This is a genomic window from Pseudophaeobacter sp. EL27 (assembly GCF_900313025.1).
In the GTDB taxonomy this organism is placed as follows: domain Bacteria; phylum Pseudomonadota; class Alphaproteobacteria; order Rhodobacterales; family Rhodobacteraceae; genus Pseudophaeobacter.
Genome location: NZ_OMPQ01000005.1, coordinates 109,606 through 126,932, shown reverse-complemented (window position 1 = coordinate 126,932; position 17,327 = coordinate 109,606). Strand labels below are relative to the sequence as shown.

At 60.4% G+C, this 17,327-nt stretch carries 16 protein-coding genes; 6 read left to right on the top strand and 10 right to left on the bottom strand.

The window, feature by feature from the left end:
* The first annotated feature begins 28 nt into the window (after window positions 1-28).
* On the top strand, window positions 29-2,668 hold the full coding sequence (locus tag ED661_RS03505; protein WP_122072565.1) for a DUF4175 domain-containing protein: 2,640 nt from the start codon (window positions 29-31) through the stop codon (window positions 2,666-2,668).
* A gap of 272 nt (window positions 2,669-2,940) precedes the next feature.
* Here ED661_RS03505 and ED661_RS03500 read toward each other — a convergent pair whose 3' ends face one another.
* Window positions 2,941-3,921 carry a zinc-ribbon domain-containing protein gene (locus tag ED661_RS03500; protein WP_122072692.1) on the bottom strand — a complete coding sequence of 327 codons (981 nt, stop codon included), beginning with the start codon at window positions 3,919-3,921 and terminating at the stop codon, window positions 2,941-2,943.
* 202 nt (window positions 3,922-4,123) lie between these two features.
* Here ED661_RS03500 and ED661_RS03495 point away from each other — a divergent pair, with 202 nt between their 5' ends.
* Genes ED661_RS03495 through ED661_RS03475 form a run of 5 tightly spaced genes read left to right on the top strand, consistent with a single transcriptional unit; the run spans window position 4,124 to window position 7,263 of the window.
* Window positions 4,124-4,801, top strand: a complete 678-nt coding sequence (locus tag ED661_RS03495; protein ID WP_122072564.1) for a cell division ATP-binding protein FtsE — start codon at window positions 4,124-4,126, stop codon at window positions 4,799-4,801.
* Window positions 4,798-5,697 (top strand): ABC transporter permease, encoded by a 900-nt coding sequence (locus ED661_RS03490; RefSeq protein WP_122072563.1) that lies wholly within the window; start codon window positions 4,798-4,800, stop codon window positions 5,695-5,697. Before ED661_RS03495 ends, ED661_RS03490 begins: the two co-directional genes overlap by 4 nt.
* Window positions 5,694-6,434 (top strand): 1-acyl-sn-glycerol-3-phosphate acyltransferase, encoded by a 741-nt coding sequence (locus ED661_RS03485; protein WP_122072562.1) that lies wholly within the window; start codon window positions 5,694-5,696, stop codon window positions 6,432-6,434. The genes ED661_RS03490 and ED661_RS03485 overlap by 4 nt, the downstream gene beginning before the upstream one ends.
* On the top strand, window positions 6,421-7,026 hold the full coding sequence (locus tag ED661_RS03480) for a pyridoxamine 5'-phosphate oxidase family protein (protein ID WP_122072561.1): 606 nt from the start codon (window positions 6,421-6,423) through the stop codon (window positions 7,024-7,026). Before ED661_RS03485 ends, ED661_RS03480 begins: the two co-directional genes overlap by 14 nt.
* A gap of 21 nt (window positions 7,027-7,047) precedes the next feature.
* Window positions 7,048-7,263, top strand: coding sequence for a hypothetical protein (locus ED661_RS03475; protein ID WP_122072560.1), 216 nt, complete (start codon window positions 7,048-7,050; stop codon window positions 7,261-7,263).
* A gap of 69 nt (window positions 7,264-7,332) precedes the next feature.
* On the opposite strand, the gene ED661_RS03470 is transcribed toward ED661_RS03475, so the two are convergent.
* The 9 genes from ED661_RS03470 to ED661_RS03435 all read right to left on the bottom strand — a co-directional run bounded on the left by ED661_RS03470 (window position 7,333) and on the right by ED661_RS03435 (window position 17,310).
* Window positions 7,333-7,647: an EthD family reductase gene (locus tag ED661_RS03470; protein WP_122072559.1), complete on the bottom strand. Its 315-nt coding sequence runs from the start codon at window positions 7,645-7,647 to the stop codon at window positions 7,333-7,335.
* 144 nt (window positions 7,648-7,791) lie between these two features.
* Entirely contained in the window at window positions 7,792-8,181 is a 390-nt protein-coding gene (locus tag ED661_RS03465; RefSeq protein ID WP_122072558.1) for a VOC family protein, read from the bottom strand.
* A 321-nt stretch (window positions 8,182-8,502) separates the two neighbouring features.
* Window positions 8,503-9,897: a dihydrolipoyl dehydrogenase gene (gene lpdA, locus ED661_RS03460; RefSeq protein ID WP_122072557.1), complete on the bottom strand. Its 1,395-nt coding sequence runs from the start codon at window positions 9,895-9,897 to the stop codon at window positions 8,503-8,505.
* A gap of 91 nt (window positions 9,898-9,988) precedes the next feature.
* Entirely contained in the window at window positions 9,989-10,378 is a 390-nt protein-coding gene (locus ED661_RS03455; protein ID WP_122072691.1) for an MAPEG family protein, read from the bottom strand.
* Between the two features lie 64 nt (window positions 10,379-10,442).
* Complete coding sequence (locus ED661_RS21815; protein WP_162930020.1) at window positions 10,443-10,781, bottom strand: hypothetical protein; 339 nt, start codon at window positions 10,779-10,781, stop codon at window positions 10,443-10,445.
* A 157-nt stretch (window positions 10,782-10,938) separates the two neighbouring features.
* On the bottom strand, window positions 10,939-12,465 hold the full coding sequence (gene odhB / locus ED661_RS03450; protein WP_122072556.1) for a 2-oxoglutarate dehydrogenase complex dihydrolipoyllysine-residue succinyltransferase: 1,527 nt from the start codon (window positions 12,463-12,465) through the stop codon (window positions 10,939-10,941).
* A 17-nt stretch (window positions 12,466-12,482) separates the two neighbouring features.
* Window positions 12,483-15,434, bottom strand: coding sequence for a 2-oxoglutarate dehydrogenase E1 component (locus tag ED661_RS03445; protein WP_122072555.1), 2,952 nt, complete (start codon window positions 15,432-15,434; stop codon window positions 12,483-12,485).
* A 274-nt stretch (window positions 15,435-15,708) separates the two neighbouring features.
* Window positions 15,709-16,593, bottom strand: coding sequence for a succinate--CoA ligase subunit alpha (sucD, locus tag ED661_RS03440; RefSeq protein WP_122072554.1), 885 nt, complete (start codon window positions 16,591-16,593; stop codon window positions 15,709-15,711).
* 15 nt (window positions 16,594-16,608) lie between these two features.
* Window positions 16,609-17,310 carry a class I SAM-dependent methyltransferase gene (locus ED661_RS03435; protein ID WP_162930019.1) on the bottom strand — a complete coding sequence of 234 codons (702 nt, stop codon included), beginning with the start codon at window positions 17,308-17,310 and terminating at the stop codon, window positions 16,609-16,611.
* Window positions 17,311-17,327: the final 17 nt, after the last annotated feature.

The following is a 17,327-nucleotide window of genomic DNA, read 5'->3' as shown; positions in this document are numbered from 1 at the left end:
TGCAACGCCTAAAGGAGGCAGAGCAGCGATGGTGCGACGCGGCAAGAGTGATCCCCGACTTTATCCCCTGCGATGGCCGCTCCGGCTGACGCAGGCGGGGCTGTTTTGTGAACGCGCCCTGCGGGGGTTTTGGCCGCTGTTTTCTGTTTTGGCGGCTACAGCTGCCGCTTTGATGCTGGGGCTGCATGACCTACTGCCCAACCCGGTGCTCTGGAGCCTTGCCGCCGTTGTGCTGCTGGCACTGGTGGCCAGCCTGATCTTTGGGCTCTGGAGATTTCGCTTTCCACGCCGGGCAGAGGCACGTGCAAGACTGGATGCCAGCCTGCCGGGCCGTCCGGTCACGGCTTTGCTGGATGCGCAGGCAATTGGGCTGGGCGATGCCGGCGCAACGGCGCTGTGGCAGGCGCATCAGGCGCGTATGGCCCGGGCAGCCGCAGAGGCCAGGGCGCCTGCGCCCAATCTGCGTATTGCTTCGGCGGATCCCTTCGCGCTGCGGTATGTGGCTTTGGTTGCGCTGCTTATGGCGGTGATCTTTGGTTCCTTCTGGCGGGTCAGCACCCTGTCAGCCATGGCACCTGGCGGCGCTGGGGCGGCGCTGGCAGGCCCCTCCTGGGAGGGGTGGATCGAGCCTCCGCATTATACCGGACTGCCGGTTTTGTATCTCAATGATCAGCAGGGGGAAGTGTTGGAGCTGGCCGAAGGCAGCCGCATCACCCTGCGGTTTTATGGCGAAGTTGGCGCTTTGACCCTGGCACAGAGCCTGTCAGAACAAGTCGGGCCTGCCGGGGAAGGCCCGGCGCTGGAGCATGACATTGCCGTTCATCATTCTGGCGACCTCAAGATCGAGGGGCGCGGTGGTCGCAGTTGGGAGGTGGCTGTGCTGCCGGATCAGCCGCCCCATATCTCTATCCTTGGTCTGCCAGAACTGACCGAGGATGGGGCTTTGTCGCTGCCTTTCCTGGCCCAGGATGACTACGGGATTGAAGGCGGATCTGTGCGTATCTCGCTGGATTACCTTGCCCTGTCCCGCCGTCACGGCCTGCGCCTTGACCCTGAGACGCGGGAGGATGTCGTGCTGGACCTACCGATGCCGGTAAGCGGATCTCGGCAGGCTTTTGAGGCTGTGTTGATCGAGGATTTTGCCGCCCATCCCTGGGCGAACCTGCCGGTGGTTTTCAGCTTTTCTGTGCGGGACGCTGCCGGGCAATCCTCGACCTCTGCGGGGCTGGGCGCGCCTTTGGTGGCGCCACGGTTCTTTGATCCTCTGGCGGCGGCGGTGGCTGAACAGCGCCGGGATCTGATCTGGACGCGCGGCAACAGCCTGCGCATCACCCAATTGCTGCGGAGCCTGTCACACCGCCCTGAGGATCTGTTTCGCGAAGCCGGGAGCTATCTGCAGATGCGGGGCATTTTGCGCAGGCTTGAGGCGGCGCTGCGTCAGAGCAGCGACAGCGAGATGCCGATCAGTGAGGATCAGCGGACCGAAAGCGCCGCTGCACTTTGGGCCCTGGCGCAGAGCCTGGAAGAGGGCGATATTGGTGATGCCTTGGAGCGGATGCAGCGCGCTAAGGAACGGCTGAGTCAGGCGATGCGCGACGGCGCCAGCGATGAGGAAATTGCCCGCCTGATGCAAAAGCTGCGCGAGGCCACGCAGGACTACATGCGCCAATTGCAGCGCCAGGCGCAGCGTGACGGCCAATCCGGCGAAGGCTCTGAAGGGCAGCAAGAGGCCATGACGCTGAACCAGCAGGATCTGCAGGCGATGATGGATCGCATTCAGGAGTTGATGGAACAGGGCCGCATGGCCGAGGCCGAGCAGGCGCTGGAAGAGTTCCAACGGATGATGGAAAACATGCGGATGACCCAGAGCCAACAGGGGCAAAACGGGTCAGATGGCCAGCAGGCCATGGAGGATCTGGGCGAAACCCTGCAAGAGCAGCAGGGGCTTTCAGACCAGGCCTTTCGTGATTTGCAGGAGCAGTTCAATCCCAATGCGCAGGCCGGTGAAAGTCAGAACAATGAAGGGCGCAGCGGAGGTCAGGGCCGGGGGCAACAGCACCAGGGCGGCACTGGTGGCGCGGGTCAATCCGGTCAGAACGGCAGCGAGGGGCAGGGTGATGACAGCGGCCAGGCCCCCGGTGGTACCGCCCAGGGCGGCGGCGATGGCGGCACCCCTGGTGCAGGCAGTCTGGCGGATCAGCAGCGGGCCCTGCGCGAGGCACTGCGGCGCCAGCAAGAGGGGCTGCCACAAGGGCTGGGCGCAGAGGGCGAGGCCACTGGGCAAGCGCTGGACCGCGCTGGTGAGGCAATGGATGGCGCCGAAGAGGCGCTGCGCCAGGGCGATATGGCCGAAGCAATTGACCGCCAGTCCGAGGCCATGGAGGCCCTGCGCGAAGGCATGCGCGCCCTGGGCGAGGCCATGGCGCAGAACCAACAGCCCGGACAGCAGCCCGGGCAGGGGGACAGCGCCTCTTCTTCGCGGGCGGATCCGCTGGGACGCGACCGCAATGCTGGCGGGCTGGGCGATGAGCGGAATTCGGAGTTTGGCAATGGCCGGGCGCATCGCCGCGCCTGGGATCTGTTGGAAGAACTGCGTCGCCGGGTCGGAGAACAGGGGCGAGAAGAGGACGAACGGCGCTATTTTGAACGCCTGTTGGATCAATTTTAAACCCGCACGGGGCGCTGTGGGGGCACCTCAGTTGGCGACATGATGCAATGTGGTGATCCCAGGCCGCCCCCAGAAGGCATCTGTGTTTTTACAAAAGGTGGGGCTCCCGCCCAGGCCTTGGGATTTGAAAATCCCGCGCCCTTGTTGGGGCTGGCGCATAACGCTCTGAGAGAGCGTTATGCGGGGCGCCTAGAGGCACCGGCAGGACAAAACCCTGCGCAATGAGAGTGGCGAGAACGCAGTTTTCTGCGGCGCTAAGCCAGTGGTATTGCCTAGATCGGCGTGTTTTGCAGCGCTGTCACCTGGGTATCCAACCAGAGCCGCATTTGATCCACCCAGGTTACATAGCTGCTCAGGTAGGGGTCGGCCTGGGGCAGGATTTCCGCGATCTGTGGCGCATTGCTGTAGACCATCAACAGCGCCAGCACCACCAGGAGTGCTAGGGCAAACCCACGGGTGAAGCCGGACTTCCGAGGGGGCGGTGCCATGGCTTCGGGGGTAGGTGGTGGCGGGCTATCTGCGGCCCGTAATGTCGAGTTTATTTCTTCGATATCCGGCAAGACCCCACGTTTTAAGCCGCTGGCCTCGGCCGCAAGAAGGCGTGGGTCCTCGCCGCGAATACGGGCCATGCGGTCTTTGGTCTGCCGAGACCGCCGCGCCTCTTCGTTCTCGGGTAGGTCATCCAGCCCCAGGTTGGGCTGGGTTTCCAAGGATTGCGATTGGCCTTGGTCCGCTGCCCGCAGGCCCGCTTCCCGCTCGGCTTCCTCGCGCAGGATATCGCTGAGAGCTGGGTCCAGCCCACGCGGAGATGGCGTCGTGTCTGGCTCGGCGGTGGGCGTGGTAACGGGCTGCTCCTGCGTCACAAAACCATCAGCTTCTGGATCTGGTACGTGCGCCTCAGCGGCCTCGGGCGTCGCACCTTCAAAAAAGGCTGCGGCCTCCTGATCGGGGTCTGTTGCAAATTCGACCTCGGCGCCCTGATCAACGGCTTGATCGGCAGCAACGGGCTCTGGCTCGCTGCCTTCGTGGTCAGCTGGGGAAACGGAGGGCGTGGTGGGGGGCTGCTCTTGGGCGGCATCAGCTGCTACCGCAGCTGGTTCACCCGCCTCAGCATCAGGGGCCGGGACATGGCCTGCCGCTTGCTGAAACCAGGTGTCGCCGCAGTTGGAGCACTGCACATCGCGGCCTTCTTCGGGAATGACGTCATCCGGCACTTCGTACTGGGCACCACAATTCGGGCAGGTCAGACGCATAAAACTCTCCTTGACCCCGGCGGTCTCCGGGGAGCTGTCGGCAGTATTTTTAAATGACAATAGGCAGTTCAGCGCTTTGGTGAAAGGGTGAATTGTGCTTTGGCGGCTCTGATGCGGGCCTGCATCGGGGGCTTTGAACCATGGCCCATTGAAACTGACGGGCTGCTGGGGCAAAACTGCTGAGCGCATACAGGGGACAGTCGTGATAGAGCTGGAAAACGTTGGCTATAACTACGGGGGCGGGGAGCTGCTGAGCGATGTCTCGGTTAAACTGGCTCCGGGGTCTTTTCATTTCCTGACCGGGCCTTCGGGCGCGGGCAAAACCACCCTGTTGAAACTCTGCTATGGCGCGCTGACGCCGACCTCGGGTCGGGTGCGGGCCTTTAACATGGATGTACAGGGGCTGGACCGGGATCAGATGGCACATCTGCGCCGTCGGGTTGGCGTAGTGCATCAGGACTGCCGGTTTCTGGACCACCTGCCGGTGATCGAAAACATCGCACTGCCGCTGATCGTTGCGGGCAAGGACCTGTCCCAGGAAGAAGCCAACCTGCGGGAGCTGTTGAACTGGGTGGGCCTGTCGCAGCGCGCCGATGCGCTGCCGCCGGAACTCTCCGGGGGGGAGCGACAAAGGGCGGCACTGGCGCGGTCGGTCATCTTGTCGCCGGAGGTGATTGTTGCGGATGAGCCGACAGGGAACGTTGATTGGGAAATGTCGCAGCGCCTGTTGCAGCTGCTGGTCGAACTGAACCGGATGGGCAAGACCATCCTGGTAGCGACCCATGACATGGCCCTGATCCGCGCCGCCAAGAAACAAGTACAGGCGCGGGTGCTGCGGATCTCGGCCAAACAGCTGATCCAAGCGGGGGCAGACCTATGAGCGAAGGACGGTTGCGCAAACTCATCATGGGCGATGCCCAGGCGGACCGGGTGGTGCCACCCAGTGGTTTTACTGCCCAGCTAACCCTGTTTGTCTCAGGCGCGATGGCCTTTTTGGCGGTTTTTGCCCTGGCGCTTTCGCTGGCCTCGGGACGCCTGGCCAATCGCTGGGCGGATGAGCTGGCCCGCGCCGCCACCCTGCGGATCAATGCCCCCGCCGAACAGCGGGTAGCTCAGACCGAAGCTGCCCTGACCATTTTGCGCCAAACCCCTGGCGTGGCCTCGGCGCGTGCCTTCACCACCGAAGAACAGGTCGAGTTGCTGTCGCCCTGGTTCGGATCCTCTTTGCCCATCGACAGCCTGCCAGTGCCGCAGCTGATTGAGGTGATCGAAGGCGACCCCGGCTATGACGGCACCGGGCTGCGTCTGCGGCTGCAGGCGGAGGTGCCAGGGGCGGTGCTGGATGACCATACGCGCTGGCGTGCGCCATTGGTTGATGCGGCCCGCGCCCTGCGGCGCCTTGGCGCGGTGTCGATCCTGCTGATTGCCGGGGCTACGGCGGCGATGATCACGCTGGCTGCCAATGCGGCGCTTGCGGCCAATGCCCAAGTGATCGAAGTGCTGCGTCTGGTCGGGGCACTGGATAGCTATATCGCCCATGCCTTTGTGCGCCGCTTTACTCTGCGCGCTCTGGGCGGGGCTGCTGCAGGTGTCGGGTTGGGCATGATTGGGGTCTGGCTGATGCCGGCGGCCTCAAATGAGGGTGGGTTTTTGACTGGGCTGGGCTTTCAGGGTTGGGCCTGGCTACTGCCGCTCCTGATCCCACCACTTGGCGCTCTGGTCGCTTTTGCCGCCACAACCCGCGCCGCCAATAAACGTCTGGGAGATTTGACGTGAGCTTTGCAATTCAATGGCTGCGGTCATTCCTGTTTGTGTTTCAGATCTATTTCATGATGCCGATCTTTGGCCTGGTCTTTGCGCCCTGGGCCATCTTTAGCAAACGCGGCGCGCGGGCCTGCTGCAAAAGCTATTCGCGTTGGGTGTTCTGGACGGCCCGTTTTATGGTTGGCATCCGCTGTGAAGTGCGCGGTACGCCGCCCACTGGTGAAGTGCTGATCGCGGCCAAACACCAGTCTTTTCTGGACATCATGATGATCTTTACAGCGCTGCCCACCGCCAAGTTCATCATGAAAAAAGAGATCCTGCGCACCCCGGTGATCGGGCAATATGCCAAGTTGCTGGACTGCGTGGCAGTGGACCGTGGCAAGCGTGGCGCGGCGATTGAAAAAATGGTCAAGGACGTCAAGGAGGGCCACCAGGAGGCGGGTCAGTTGATCATCTATTCCCAAGGAACCCGCGTCGCACCGGGCGTCAAGGCCGACTATAAGGTGGGCACCGGGGTTCTTTACGAACAGCTGGCGCAGCCCTGCGTTCCGGTGGCGACCAATGTCGGGGTGCTCTGGCCGCGCACCGGTATCATGCGCAAGCCTGGTGTGGCGGTGGTGGAATTTCTCGACCAGATTGATGCGGGGCTGGATCGCAAGGTGTTCATGGAGACCCTGGAAACACGGGTCGAAGCAAAATCAAATGAGCTGATGCGAGAAGCGGGGTTTGATCCGGATGCAGTATCTTAAGACGATCAGCGATCTAGAAGCGCTCTATGGTACGCCGGGCGCGCCCTCGCTGCGCAAGGTGGCGCGCCGGATGACGCCGCTGTATCGCAAGTGGATCATGGCCTCCAAGCTGTGCATGTTGACCACCGTGGGGCCAGAGGGAACCGATGACAGCCCGCGGGGTGACGATGGTCCTGTGGTGCTGGAGCTGGACCCGGGCACCCTGGCGATGCCGGATTGGCGTGGCAACAACAGGTTGGATTCCCTGCGCAATATCATTCGAGACGGGCGAGTCTCCCTGATGTTTCTGGTGCCTGGGTCGAACAATGTTGTGCGTCTCAACGGCACCGCACAGGTGACCGCGGATGCGGATCTGCGCGCCCGGTTTGAGAAAAAGGGCAAGCTGCCCGCCACGGTGATCGTCATCGCCATTGATGAGATCTACAGCCAATGCGCCCGTGCCATGCTGCGGGCCGGGACCTGGAAGGGGCTGGACGAAAGCCTGGACCTGCCCAGCATGGGCGAGATCCTGGCGGAACAGACCGAAGGCGAAGAAGGTGGCGCGGAGTATGATCAGGCCTGGGCTGGGCGCGCGGCCCAGACCATGTGGTAGCGCCCCGTGGAGCCGATTGAGATGGGCTCTGACCCGGGCGCCGCGCTGATCTGGATAGGCAGCTACCTGGTGATCTGGGGGCTGCTCTTGTGGTTGTCGCCTCGGTTCCGCGAAGGTTTTGTTGACTGGCTGCGCCTGAAAGACCCTCTTGGCTGGCGGTTTTGGCGGCAAAACATTCTGTTTGCCGCCTTTAGCCTTTGCTATCTGGCAGTGGGCCTGCTGTTTCTCGGCCTGTGACAAGACCACCATGCAGCGGGGAAATGGGCATTTCCCCGGCGCTTTTGCTCATTGCTCGGATAGAAGGGATCACCCGTGGATCAGGTCCCCAATCAGGATCTGGGGCCGAATATTGGTGAAGTTCGGCACATCATCGACGATGACACCACCGGTTTCGGACATGGCTTTGTCCAGCGCCTCCATATCCGGGAAGGTGATGGTGGCAATCGCCAGATAGGCGGGTGGGACATCGGGACCGCTGGCCAGACCCTTGGTCACTTCGACGCCTTCGATCACCTCTCCCCAATGTTCCTGCAGCAGGGGCAGATGGGTCTCGAGATAATAGTCATAGTCAAAAATGGCGTCTTCACGGGCGGGGTAGATTACTTGCAGGGTGGTGGGCATTTATGAGGGATCCTCGATTGCTGTGTTGCCGCTAGAATCGGCCGTTTGGCGCAGGGATGCAAGCTGCACAATGCGCAGAGAAGAGGACGCGCAACCCGACGCGTGAGGCTAGCTGAAACCGTTCTGTGTCTTGGCTAATGGCAGTTACTTCGCATCGCCAAAGTACACGAAGCTCATCTTGTTGCCATCTAGATCACGGACATAGGCTCCAAAGAAATCCGGTCCATATTGCGGACGTGGTCCAGGTTCCCCTTCATTGGAACCTCCAGCGGCGAGTGCGGCGGCATGCGCCGCCTGCACTTCGGCCTCGCTTTCGCACAGCAAACCAACCATATTGCCATTCCCCACAGTGGCCTCTTCTTGGTTGAACGGTCGCGTTACCCAAATCCGACCACCACCACGCAGGCCATAGCAAAACCCATCAGGCATGAACTCCATCACCACTGTTCCACCAATCAGGGGTAAGACGGCATCAAAATAGGCCCTGGCCCGTGATACGTCGTTAGAACCGATCATTACATAGTTTAGGGACATCTAGCGCCTCAAATGAAAAGAACATATAGTGAACATTTGACATTTATGTGGAGATAGAGCAACCCCTGAGTTTTTCTGCCAGTTCAGGACTTCCCGCCCAAGAGCAAAGGTTCCCAGGAATTTTGGCCAGAAGGCAGAACTTTACATAGAAGCTTTGAATGTCCTGATCGCGAAGCCGGAGGCAATGAGTAAGCCCTAAAGAAGGAATGAGCCAACCCAATTTGACTGCGCCGCAATTGACTGGCCTCTATCTGTCTGCTGCCCCAGAAAAAAACGCCCCGGACAATTGCCGGGGCGCGATACCTTCACAAGAGGGCGGTCTTAGCTATGGATGGCGCCGGTGCCGCAGGCGAGGGCGGCCTCGCGGACTGCTTCCGAATAGGTCGGATGGGCATGGCAGGTCAGGGCGATATCCTCGGCGGAGGCGCCAAATTCCATCGCCACGCAGAGCTCGTGGATCATGTCACCAGCCGCTGGGCCAATGATGGCAGCGCCGAGAACCCGGTCAGTTTCCTTGTCGGTGATGATTTTGACAAAGCCACCTTCAGCCTGGTGTACAGCCTTGGCACGGGCGTTGCCCATAAACATGAACTTGCCAACCTTGACCTTGCGGCCCTCAGCCTTGAGCGCATCCTCGGTGGCGCCGACGGTGGCCACTTCAGGCGTGGTGTAGACCACGCCAGGGATGACGCCGTAGTTCACGTGACCATGTTTGCCCGCGATGACATCAGCCACGGCCATGCCCTCATCCTCGGCCTTATGCGCCAGCATCGGGCCTTCAATGACATCGCCAATGGCATAGATGCCGGGGATATTGGTGCGCCACTGGGCGTCTGTGGCGATCTGGCCACGTTCGGTCAGTTTGACCCCCAATGCATCCAGGCCCAGGCCATCCGCATAGGGTTTGCGCCCTGTTGCCACCAGCACCACATCGGCGTCGATCACTTCTTCGGCGTCGGGCTTTTTCTTCAGCGAGTATTTCACTTTGGCCTTGGTCTTGGTGGCCTCAACCCCCCGAACCGCAGCGCCCATGATGAATTTCAGGCCCTGTTTTTCCAGAATACGTTTGAAGCCACGCTGCACGTCCTTGTCCATGCCGGGGCAGACCGCATCCATGTATTCAACCACGGTGACCTCGGCGCCAAGGCGGGCATAGACCGACCCCAGCTCGAGCCCGATGACGCCCGCGCCGATGACGACCATTTTCTTGGGCACTTTGGGCAGATCCAGCGCGCCAGTGGAGGTGACGACAACTTTTTCATCGACTTCAACACCGGGCAGGGTGGAGGGCACAGAGCCGGTTGCCACAACGATGTTCTTGGCCTCATGGGTCTCATCGCCGACCTTGACCTGGCCCGCGGCGGGAATCGAAGCCCAGCCTTTCAGCCAGTCGATCTTGTTCTTTTTCATCAGGAACTCAACGCCACCGGTGTTCTGGCCAACGACGTCTTCTTTGTAAGATTTCATCTGGTTCCAGTCCACCGAGGGGGATTTGCCCTTGAGGCCCATGCCGGCAAAATTATGCTCTGCCTCGTGCAGCATATGGGTGGCGTGCAGCAGTGCCTTGGAGGGGATGCAGCCGATGTTGAGGCAGGTGCCGCCGAGGGTGTCGCGGCCCTCTACGATGGCGGTTTTGAGGCCCAGCTGGGCGCAGCGAATTGCACTGACATAGCCGCCGGGGCCTGCGCCGATGATGATGACGTCGTAGCTTGCCATTAGTGAGGGTCCTTTGTGGTTGGTTGGGGTGGGGGCGCTGCCCCCGGCCCTTGCGGGCCTCCCCCGGAATATTTCTGGGAAAGATGAAAGCCTAAATCAGGGCGGCGATCAACATGGATGTGGTGGCCAGCAGGCTGATGAACCAGATCACCGAGCGCCAGGGGGAGAGCCCCAGGGCATAGGCTGGCACATAGGCGATGCGCGCACCGAGATAGATCCAGGCGCAGGCCTGGGTGGTTGTGGTGGATTGCTCACCAAGCGTTACGACCAGGCAGGCAATGGTGAAGAGGGCAAGGCCCTCAAAGTGGTTTTCCATCGCCCGTTTGAAGCGGCCAGCGGTGCCGGTCAGCGTCACGGGTTCATCGCGCGGGCCTAGCGCCACGCGGCGGCTGACCTGCTGATTGGCAGTGAAGGAATAGGCGCAGAACTGCAGGATCTGCAGCAGGGCGGCGAGGGTGAGGACGGTGAGTTCAGTGGTCATAAGCATCATTTACAATCCGCATTGTAGGGCAATGTCAGGTCGTTCCGGCCACTGGTCGGCTCTGTCATCTGCACGACGCAGACAAGACCCCAGAGCGGGAGGGGCATTGGATTGAACTGCTTTCAAGTTTGACACTTTTGATGTCCTCCCGGCGTCCATTGACGGCATTTACGATGCTAAAAATGCCAATCCACATCAAAAGCCCAGCACTAAATGTTGGTTCGCCTTTGTTCGGGCCCTCAGCTTGGTTCCAGCCCAGCCAGTTAAAAGCGATTGAAGTGAACACCATCACAGCAAAGAAAGTGGGCAAAACGACTAGAAAGAAACGCCAATGGCGGGATTTCCCGGTCAGGAAGAGGTGAGTGCCGCAGGTTCCGCAAAGGTGAAAATCGGTCTTGTTCACACCTCTCCACGGGTTGGTTCGCATCATAGCCAACGTTGACTGGATGCGCCCGCAATCGGGGCACTTTATCCCGCACCAGCGCGCCCAATAGCTGGGTTTTTCACCAATTTTGGGCGCGCTGATTTTGTAGGGCTGGCTAGGAACCCCCCGCAAAGGTTTACAGATCCATCAGCAGACGGCGGGGATCTTCCAGCGCTTCTTTGACGCGGACCAGGAAGGTCACGGCACCTTTGCCGTCGACGATGCGGTGGTCATAGCTCAGCGCCAGATACATCATCGGGCGGATAACCACTTCACCATTGATCGCCATGGGGCGGTCCTGGATCTTGTGCATGCCGAGGATACCGGACTGTGGTGGGTTCAGGATCGGCGAGGACATCAGCGAGCCGTAGACACCGCCGTTGGAGAGCGTGAAGGTGCCGCCCTGCATATCGGCCATCGAGAGCTTGCCGTCGCGGGCCAGCTTGCCTTTGGCAGAGATGGCTTTCTCGATTTCGGCAAAGGACATCGTATCGGCATCACGGATGACCGGAACCACCAGACCTGTGGGGGTGCCGGCGGCCACGCCCATGTTGACGTAGTTCTTGTAGACAACATCGGTACCGTCGATCTCGGCGTTGACTTCGGGCACTTCTTTCAGCGCGTGGCAGCAGGCCTTGGTGAAGAAGGACATAAAGCCGAGACGGACGCCGTGCTTTTTCTCGAACTGGTCCTTGTACTGGCTGCGCAGGGCCATGACCTCGCCCATGTCCACCTCGTTATAGGTGGTCAGCATGGCGGCAGTGTTCTGGCTTTCCTTCAGACGCTTGGCGATAGTCTGGCGCAGGCGGGTCATTTTCACCCGCTCTTCGCGAGAGGCATCTGCAGGTGCGGCAGGGGCAGCTGGAGCCGGTGTTGCGGCCGGTGCAGCGGCTGGGGCGGCAGTGGGCGCAGGGGCCGCAGCGGCGGCGGCCATGGCGCGTGCAACATCGTCTTTCATGATCCGGCCATCGCGACCGGTGCCTGCAACATTGGCGGCAGAGAGTCCGGCCTCAGCCATGGCTTTTTCCGCCGATGGCGCATTGGCGATGTCCTTGCCTGCGGCGGCCGGAGCAGCAACAGCCGCAGGCGCTGCGGCTGGCGCCGCCGCTCCCGCAGCAGCAGAACCGGAGATCACGCCGAGTTTGGCGCTGGCTTCAACCGTGCTGCCTTCGGCGGCGGTGATTTCAGCCAGAACACCAGCGGCGGGGGATGGAACCTCGACGGAGACCTTGTCGGTTTCCAGCTCGCAGAGCATTTCGTCCTGCGCAACAGCATCGCCGACCTTTTTGAACCAGACCGAAACAGTGGCTTCGGTCACGGATTCGCCCAGGGTGGGAACCATGACATCGGTGCTGCCACCGCTTGCTGCGGGAGCTGGGGCTGCGGCGGCTGCAGCAGCGGCCGGTGCCGGGGTGGCTGCGGCGCCAGCGGCTGAGATATTGGCCAGCAGCGCGTCAACGCCAACGGTATCGCCTTCTTTGGCGACGATATCGGCTAGAACGCCAGCGGCAGGCGCGGGCACCTCTACGGTGACCTTGTCGGTTTCCAGCTCACAGAGCATTTCGTCCTGTGCGACGGTGTCGCCGGGTTTCTTGAACCAGGTGGCAACGGTGGCTTCGGTAACGGATTCGCCCAGGGTGGGCACGCGAACTTCGGTGGTCATGTCTGTCTTCCTCAGATTCAGATGGTCAGCGCGTCGTTCACGAGCGCAGCTTGTTGGGCTTTATGTTGGCTGGCGAGGCCCGTTGCGGGCGAGGCCGAGGTGGCACGGCCAATGTATACTGGCCGGGTGTGCTTGGCCTTGATGCGGCTCAGCACCCATTCGATATTGGGCTCAATGAAGGTCCAGGCCCCCTGGTTTTTGGGCTCTTCCTGGCACCAGACCATTTCAGCGCCTTTGAACCGCTCCAGCTCCTTAACCAGCGAGATCGCCGGGAAGGGATAGAACTGCTCAATCCGCATCAGATAGACATCATCGATACCGCGGGCGTCGCGCTCTTCCAGCAGGTCATAGTAAACCTTGCCCGAGCACATGACGACACGTTTGATCTTGTCATCTGCCACCAGTTTGGTGTCGGAGTTGCCGTGCTGGGCATCATCCCACAAAACCCGGTGGAAACTGGAACCGGTGGTGAATTCTTCGGCCTTGCTGACGGCCAGTTTGTGGCGCAGCAGCGACTTAGGCGTCACCAGCATCAGCGGTTTGCGGAAGGAGCGGTGCAGCTGACGGCGCAGGATGTGGAAGTAGTTGGCCGGTGTGGTGCAATTGGCCACGATCCAGTTGTCCTGACCACACATCTGCAGGAACCGCTCCAGTCGCGCTGAGGAGTGCTCAGGTCCCTGACCTTCAAACCCGTGGGGCATCAGACAGACCAGACCGGACATTCGCAGCCATTTGCTTTCGCCTGAAGAGATGAACTGGTCGAACATGATCTGGGCGCCATTGGCAAAATCGCCAAACTGCGCTTCCCAGAGCGTCAGCGCATTGGGTTCCGCCAGCGAATAGCCATATTCAAAACCGAGAACCGCATATTCCGACAGGGCTGAATCGATCACATCATAGTGGGACTGACCCGGGCGGATATTGTTGAGCGGGTAATAGCGCTCTTCGGTTTCCTGGTTGATGATGCCGGAGTGGCGCTGCGAGAAGGTGCCACGGGTGGCATCCTGGCCGGCCAGACGGACCGGATAACCTTCGGTCAGCAGGGAGCCAAAGGCCAACGCTTCGCCGGTTGCCCAGTCAAAGCCCTCGCCGCTTTCAAACATCTTGCCACGGGTCGCCAGGAAGCGGCCGACGGTCTTATGCATCGGGAAGCCCTCGGGCACTGAAGCCAGGCTCTTGCCGATTTCTGCCATGGTTTCCGGTGCGATTGCGGTGGCGCCACGCTGATAGTCGGCGTCTTTCTTGTCCAGATGCGACCAGCGCCCGTCCAGCCAGTCGGCCTTGTTGGGTTTGTAATCTTTGCCGATCTCGAACTCTTCGTTCAGATGCGCCTGGAACGAGGCCTTCATGTCCTCGATTTCGCCCTCGGGGATCAGCCCGTCCTTGACCAGACGTTCGGTGTACAGGCTGAGCGTGGTCTTATGGCCCTTGATCTTCTTGTACATCAACGGGTTGGTGAACATGGGCTCATCGCCCTCGTTGTGACCAAAGCGACGGTAGCAGAAGATGTCGAGGACAACGTCCTTGTGGAATTTCTGGCGGAACTCGGTGGCCACCTTGGCGGCATGCACCACAGCCTCTGGGTCGTCACCATTGACGTGGAAGATCGGCGCCTCAACCACCAGCGCGTTGTCGGTGGGATAGGGGGAGGAGCGCGAGAAGTGCGGTGCGGTGGTGAAACCAATCTGGTTGTTCACCACGATATGCATGGTGCCGCCGGTTTTGTGGCCCTTGAGGCCCGAGAGCGCAAAACACTCAGCCACAACACCCTGGCCGGCAAAGGCCGCATCACCGTGCAACAGGATCGACAGAACCTTGGTGCGATCGGTGTCGTTTTTCTGATCCTGCTTGGCGCGGACCTTGCCCAGAACAACCGGGTTTACCGCCTCAAGATGCGAAGGGTTGGCGGTCAGGCTGAGGTGTACATTATTGTCGTCAAACACCCGGTCAGATGAGGCTCCGAGGTGGTATTTCACATCGCCTGAGCCATCGACGTCTTCCGGTTTGTAGCTGCCACCCTGGAACTCGTTAAAGATGGCGCGGTAGGGTTTCTGCATCACATTGGCCAGAACCGACAGGCGGCCCCGGTGCGGCATGCCGATGACGATCTCTTCGACGCCCAGGTTGCCACCACGTTTGATGATCTGCTCCATCGCCGGGATCAGGCTTTCGCCACCATCCAGACCAAAGCGCTTGGTGCCCATGTATTTTACATGCAGGAATTTCTCAAAACCCTCGGCCTCAACCATCTTGTTGAGGATCGCCTTACGGCCTTCACGGGTGAATTTGATTTCCTTGTCATAGCCCTCGATGCGCTCTTTCAGCCAGGCCGATTGCGCCGGGTCGGAGATATGCATGTACTGCAGCGCAAAGGTGCCGCAATAGGTACGTTTGACGATGTCGACGATCTGGCGCATCGAAGCGACCTGCAGGCCCAGAACATTGTCGATGAAGATCGGGCGATCCATGTCGGCTTCGGTAAAGCCATAGCTTTGAGGGTCCAGCTCGGGGTGAGGGGTATCACCGCGCATGGCCAGTGGATCAAGATCAGCAGCCAGGTGACCCCGAATACGGTAGGCGCGGATCAGCATCAGGGCACGAATGGAATCGAGCACGGCGCGCTGGATCTGCTCTTGCGAGACTTCGACACCGACGGCCTGGGCTTTCTCAGCGATCTTTTTGCCAGCGGCCTTGGTTTCCACCGGCGCAGGCCATTCGCCTGTCAGCGCAGCGGTCAGATCGTCATTGGGGGCAGGCGGCCAATCGCCCCGTGCCCAGGAGGGGCCAGCGGCCTCTGCCTGCACATCCGGTTCTGCATCGCCCATCTGGCGGAAGAACTCAGCCCAGGCTGCGTCTACCGCATTTGGGTCTTTGGCGTATTGGGCATAGAGCTGTTCAAGGTATTCGGCGTTGTGCCCCTGCATAAAAGAGGAGGCGTGGAACAGGTCGTTGGAGGAGGTGTCTGTCATGGGTGTTCTCACTGCAGAGGATCAGAGACTGGGTTTCGAAAAAAGGTAGCTTTGGTCGGGCAAATTGCTTTGACCGAAGGGTATAGGGCAGATGTGTTTCGCAATGCTTACGGAGATTTCTGCAGAAGGCGTGCGCGCGGCACGGCCGGTCGACAGGCCTGCAGTTACCTGTTGTTCGTTTCGAAAGCCCAGAAATTTGGGTGCCTGCGTCATGTCTGCCTGCCGTTTTCGAGTGGGTAGGCCGGGGCGATTTCTTCGCCCCGGCTGGTATTCTTTAGCCTTTGATCGCTTTCAGCACGGCTTCGCCCAGGCCCGCAGGGCTTTCGGCGACAACGATGCCAGCGGCTTTCATCGCTTCGATCTTATCCTCGGCACCACCTTTGCCACCGGCAACAATCGCGCCAGCGTGGCCCATGCGGCGGCCGGGAGGGGCTGTACGACCTGCGATAAAGCCAGCAACAGGCTTCCAACGGCCCTTTTTGCGCTGCTCGGCGAGGAACTCGGCGGCTTCTTCTTCGGCAGAGCCGCCGATTTCACCGATCATGATGATGGATTCTGTTTCATCATCGTCCAGGAACAGGTCCAGCACGTCGATATGCTCGGTGCCTTTGATGGGGTCGCCACCAATGCCCACGGCCGAAGACTGGCCCAAACCAATGTCAGAAGTCTGTTTCACAGCTTCATAGGTTAGGGTGCCGGAGCGCGATACAACACCCACGCTCCCGCGTTTGTGAATATGGCCGGGCATAATGCCGATCTTGCAGGCATCCGGGGTGATCACGCCGGGGCAGTTAGGGCCGATCAGGCGCGATTTCGAGCCTTCCAGCGCGCGCTGAACACGCATCATGTCCAGCACCGGGATGCCCTCGGTGATGCAGACGATCAGTTCCATCTCAGCATCAATGGCTTCGAGGATCGAGTCGGCGGCAAAGGGGGGCGGCACGTAGATGACGGAAGCATTGGCTTCGGTCACGTGTTTGGCTTCGTGCACGGAGTTGAAGACCGGCAGGCCAAGGTGGTCTACGCCGCCCTTGCCCGGGGTCACACCGCCAACCATTTTGGTGCCATAGGCAATGGCCTGTTCAGAGTGAAAGGTGCCCTGCGAGCCGGTAAAGCCTTGACAGATAACCTTGGTATTTTCGTCGATGAGGACTGCCATGAGTCTGGTCCTTGCTTAAGAGTTGGTTTTGCGCAAAAGCACCGTGATATTGTCGTCCACCGGCAGCGAGAACTTGTTCACCAGATGGGTGGTGAACCCTGCGCGCGCGGCGACATCACTAAGGCTTTGCAGCGTGAAGTAGTTGACGTGATCGGGATAGCGGAAACCGCACCATTTTGGCCCGATCACACGGCGATTAAGAGAAGCATAGTTCGGCACCCGGATGAAAACTGCACCGGTTGGTTTGAGCGTGCGATGCGCCCCCTTGAGCACCGGAAGAACGGCTGTTTCATGTTCGAGATAGGAGAACATGACAACACCGTCAAAATGCTCTTCGGGGAAGTCCCAGATCGCTTCGGCGCCTGGCCCGTGCAGGCAGTAACCTCCGTGCTGACGCATCCAACCGTCGGCATGGCGATGCATCGCCACTGACAGCTCGATCCCGTGTGGTGTCATCGGCGGCTGGATGCGTTGGCCCCAGCCACAACCGATGTCGAGCACGGCACCGTCATTGAACCATTTGCGAAATTGTTGGGTCTTGTCCCGATACATCCCCAGGTGACCCCGCAGTTTGCGGGCCATGGGAGAGAAAGGGGTGGATCCCTTTGAAACCGTTTTCTTGGCCTCATAGGTTTTTTCCCAGGCAAAATCCTCTTCCAACGCTTCATAGGCAGGCGGATTTCCAAGATAGACAAACTGGCATGAATTACAGCACACGATGTTCCAAGGCTCCG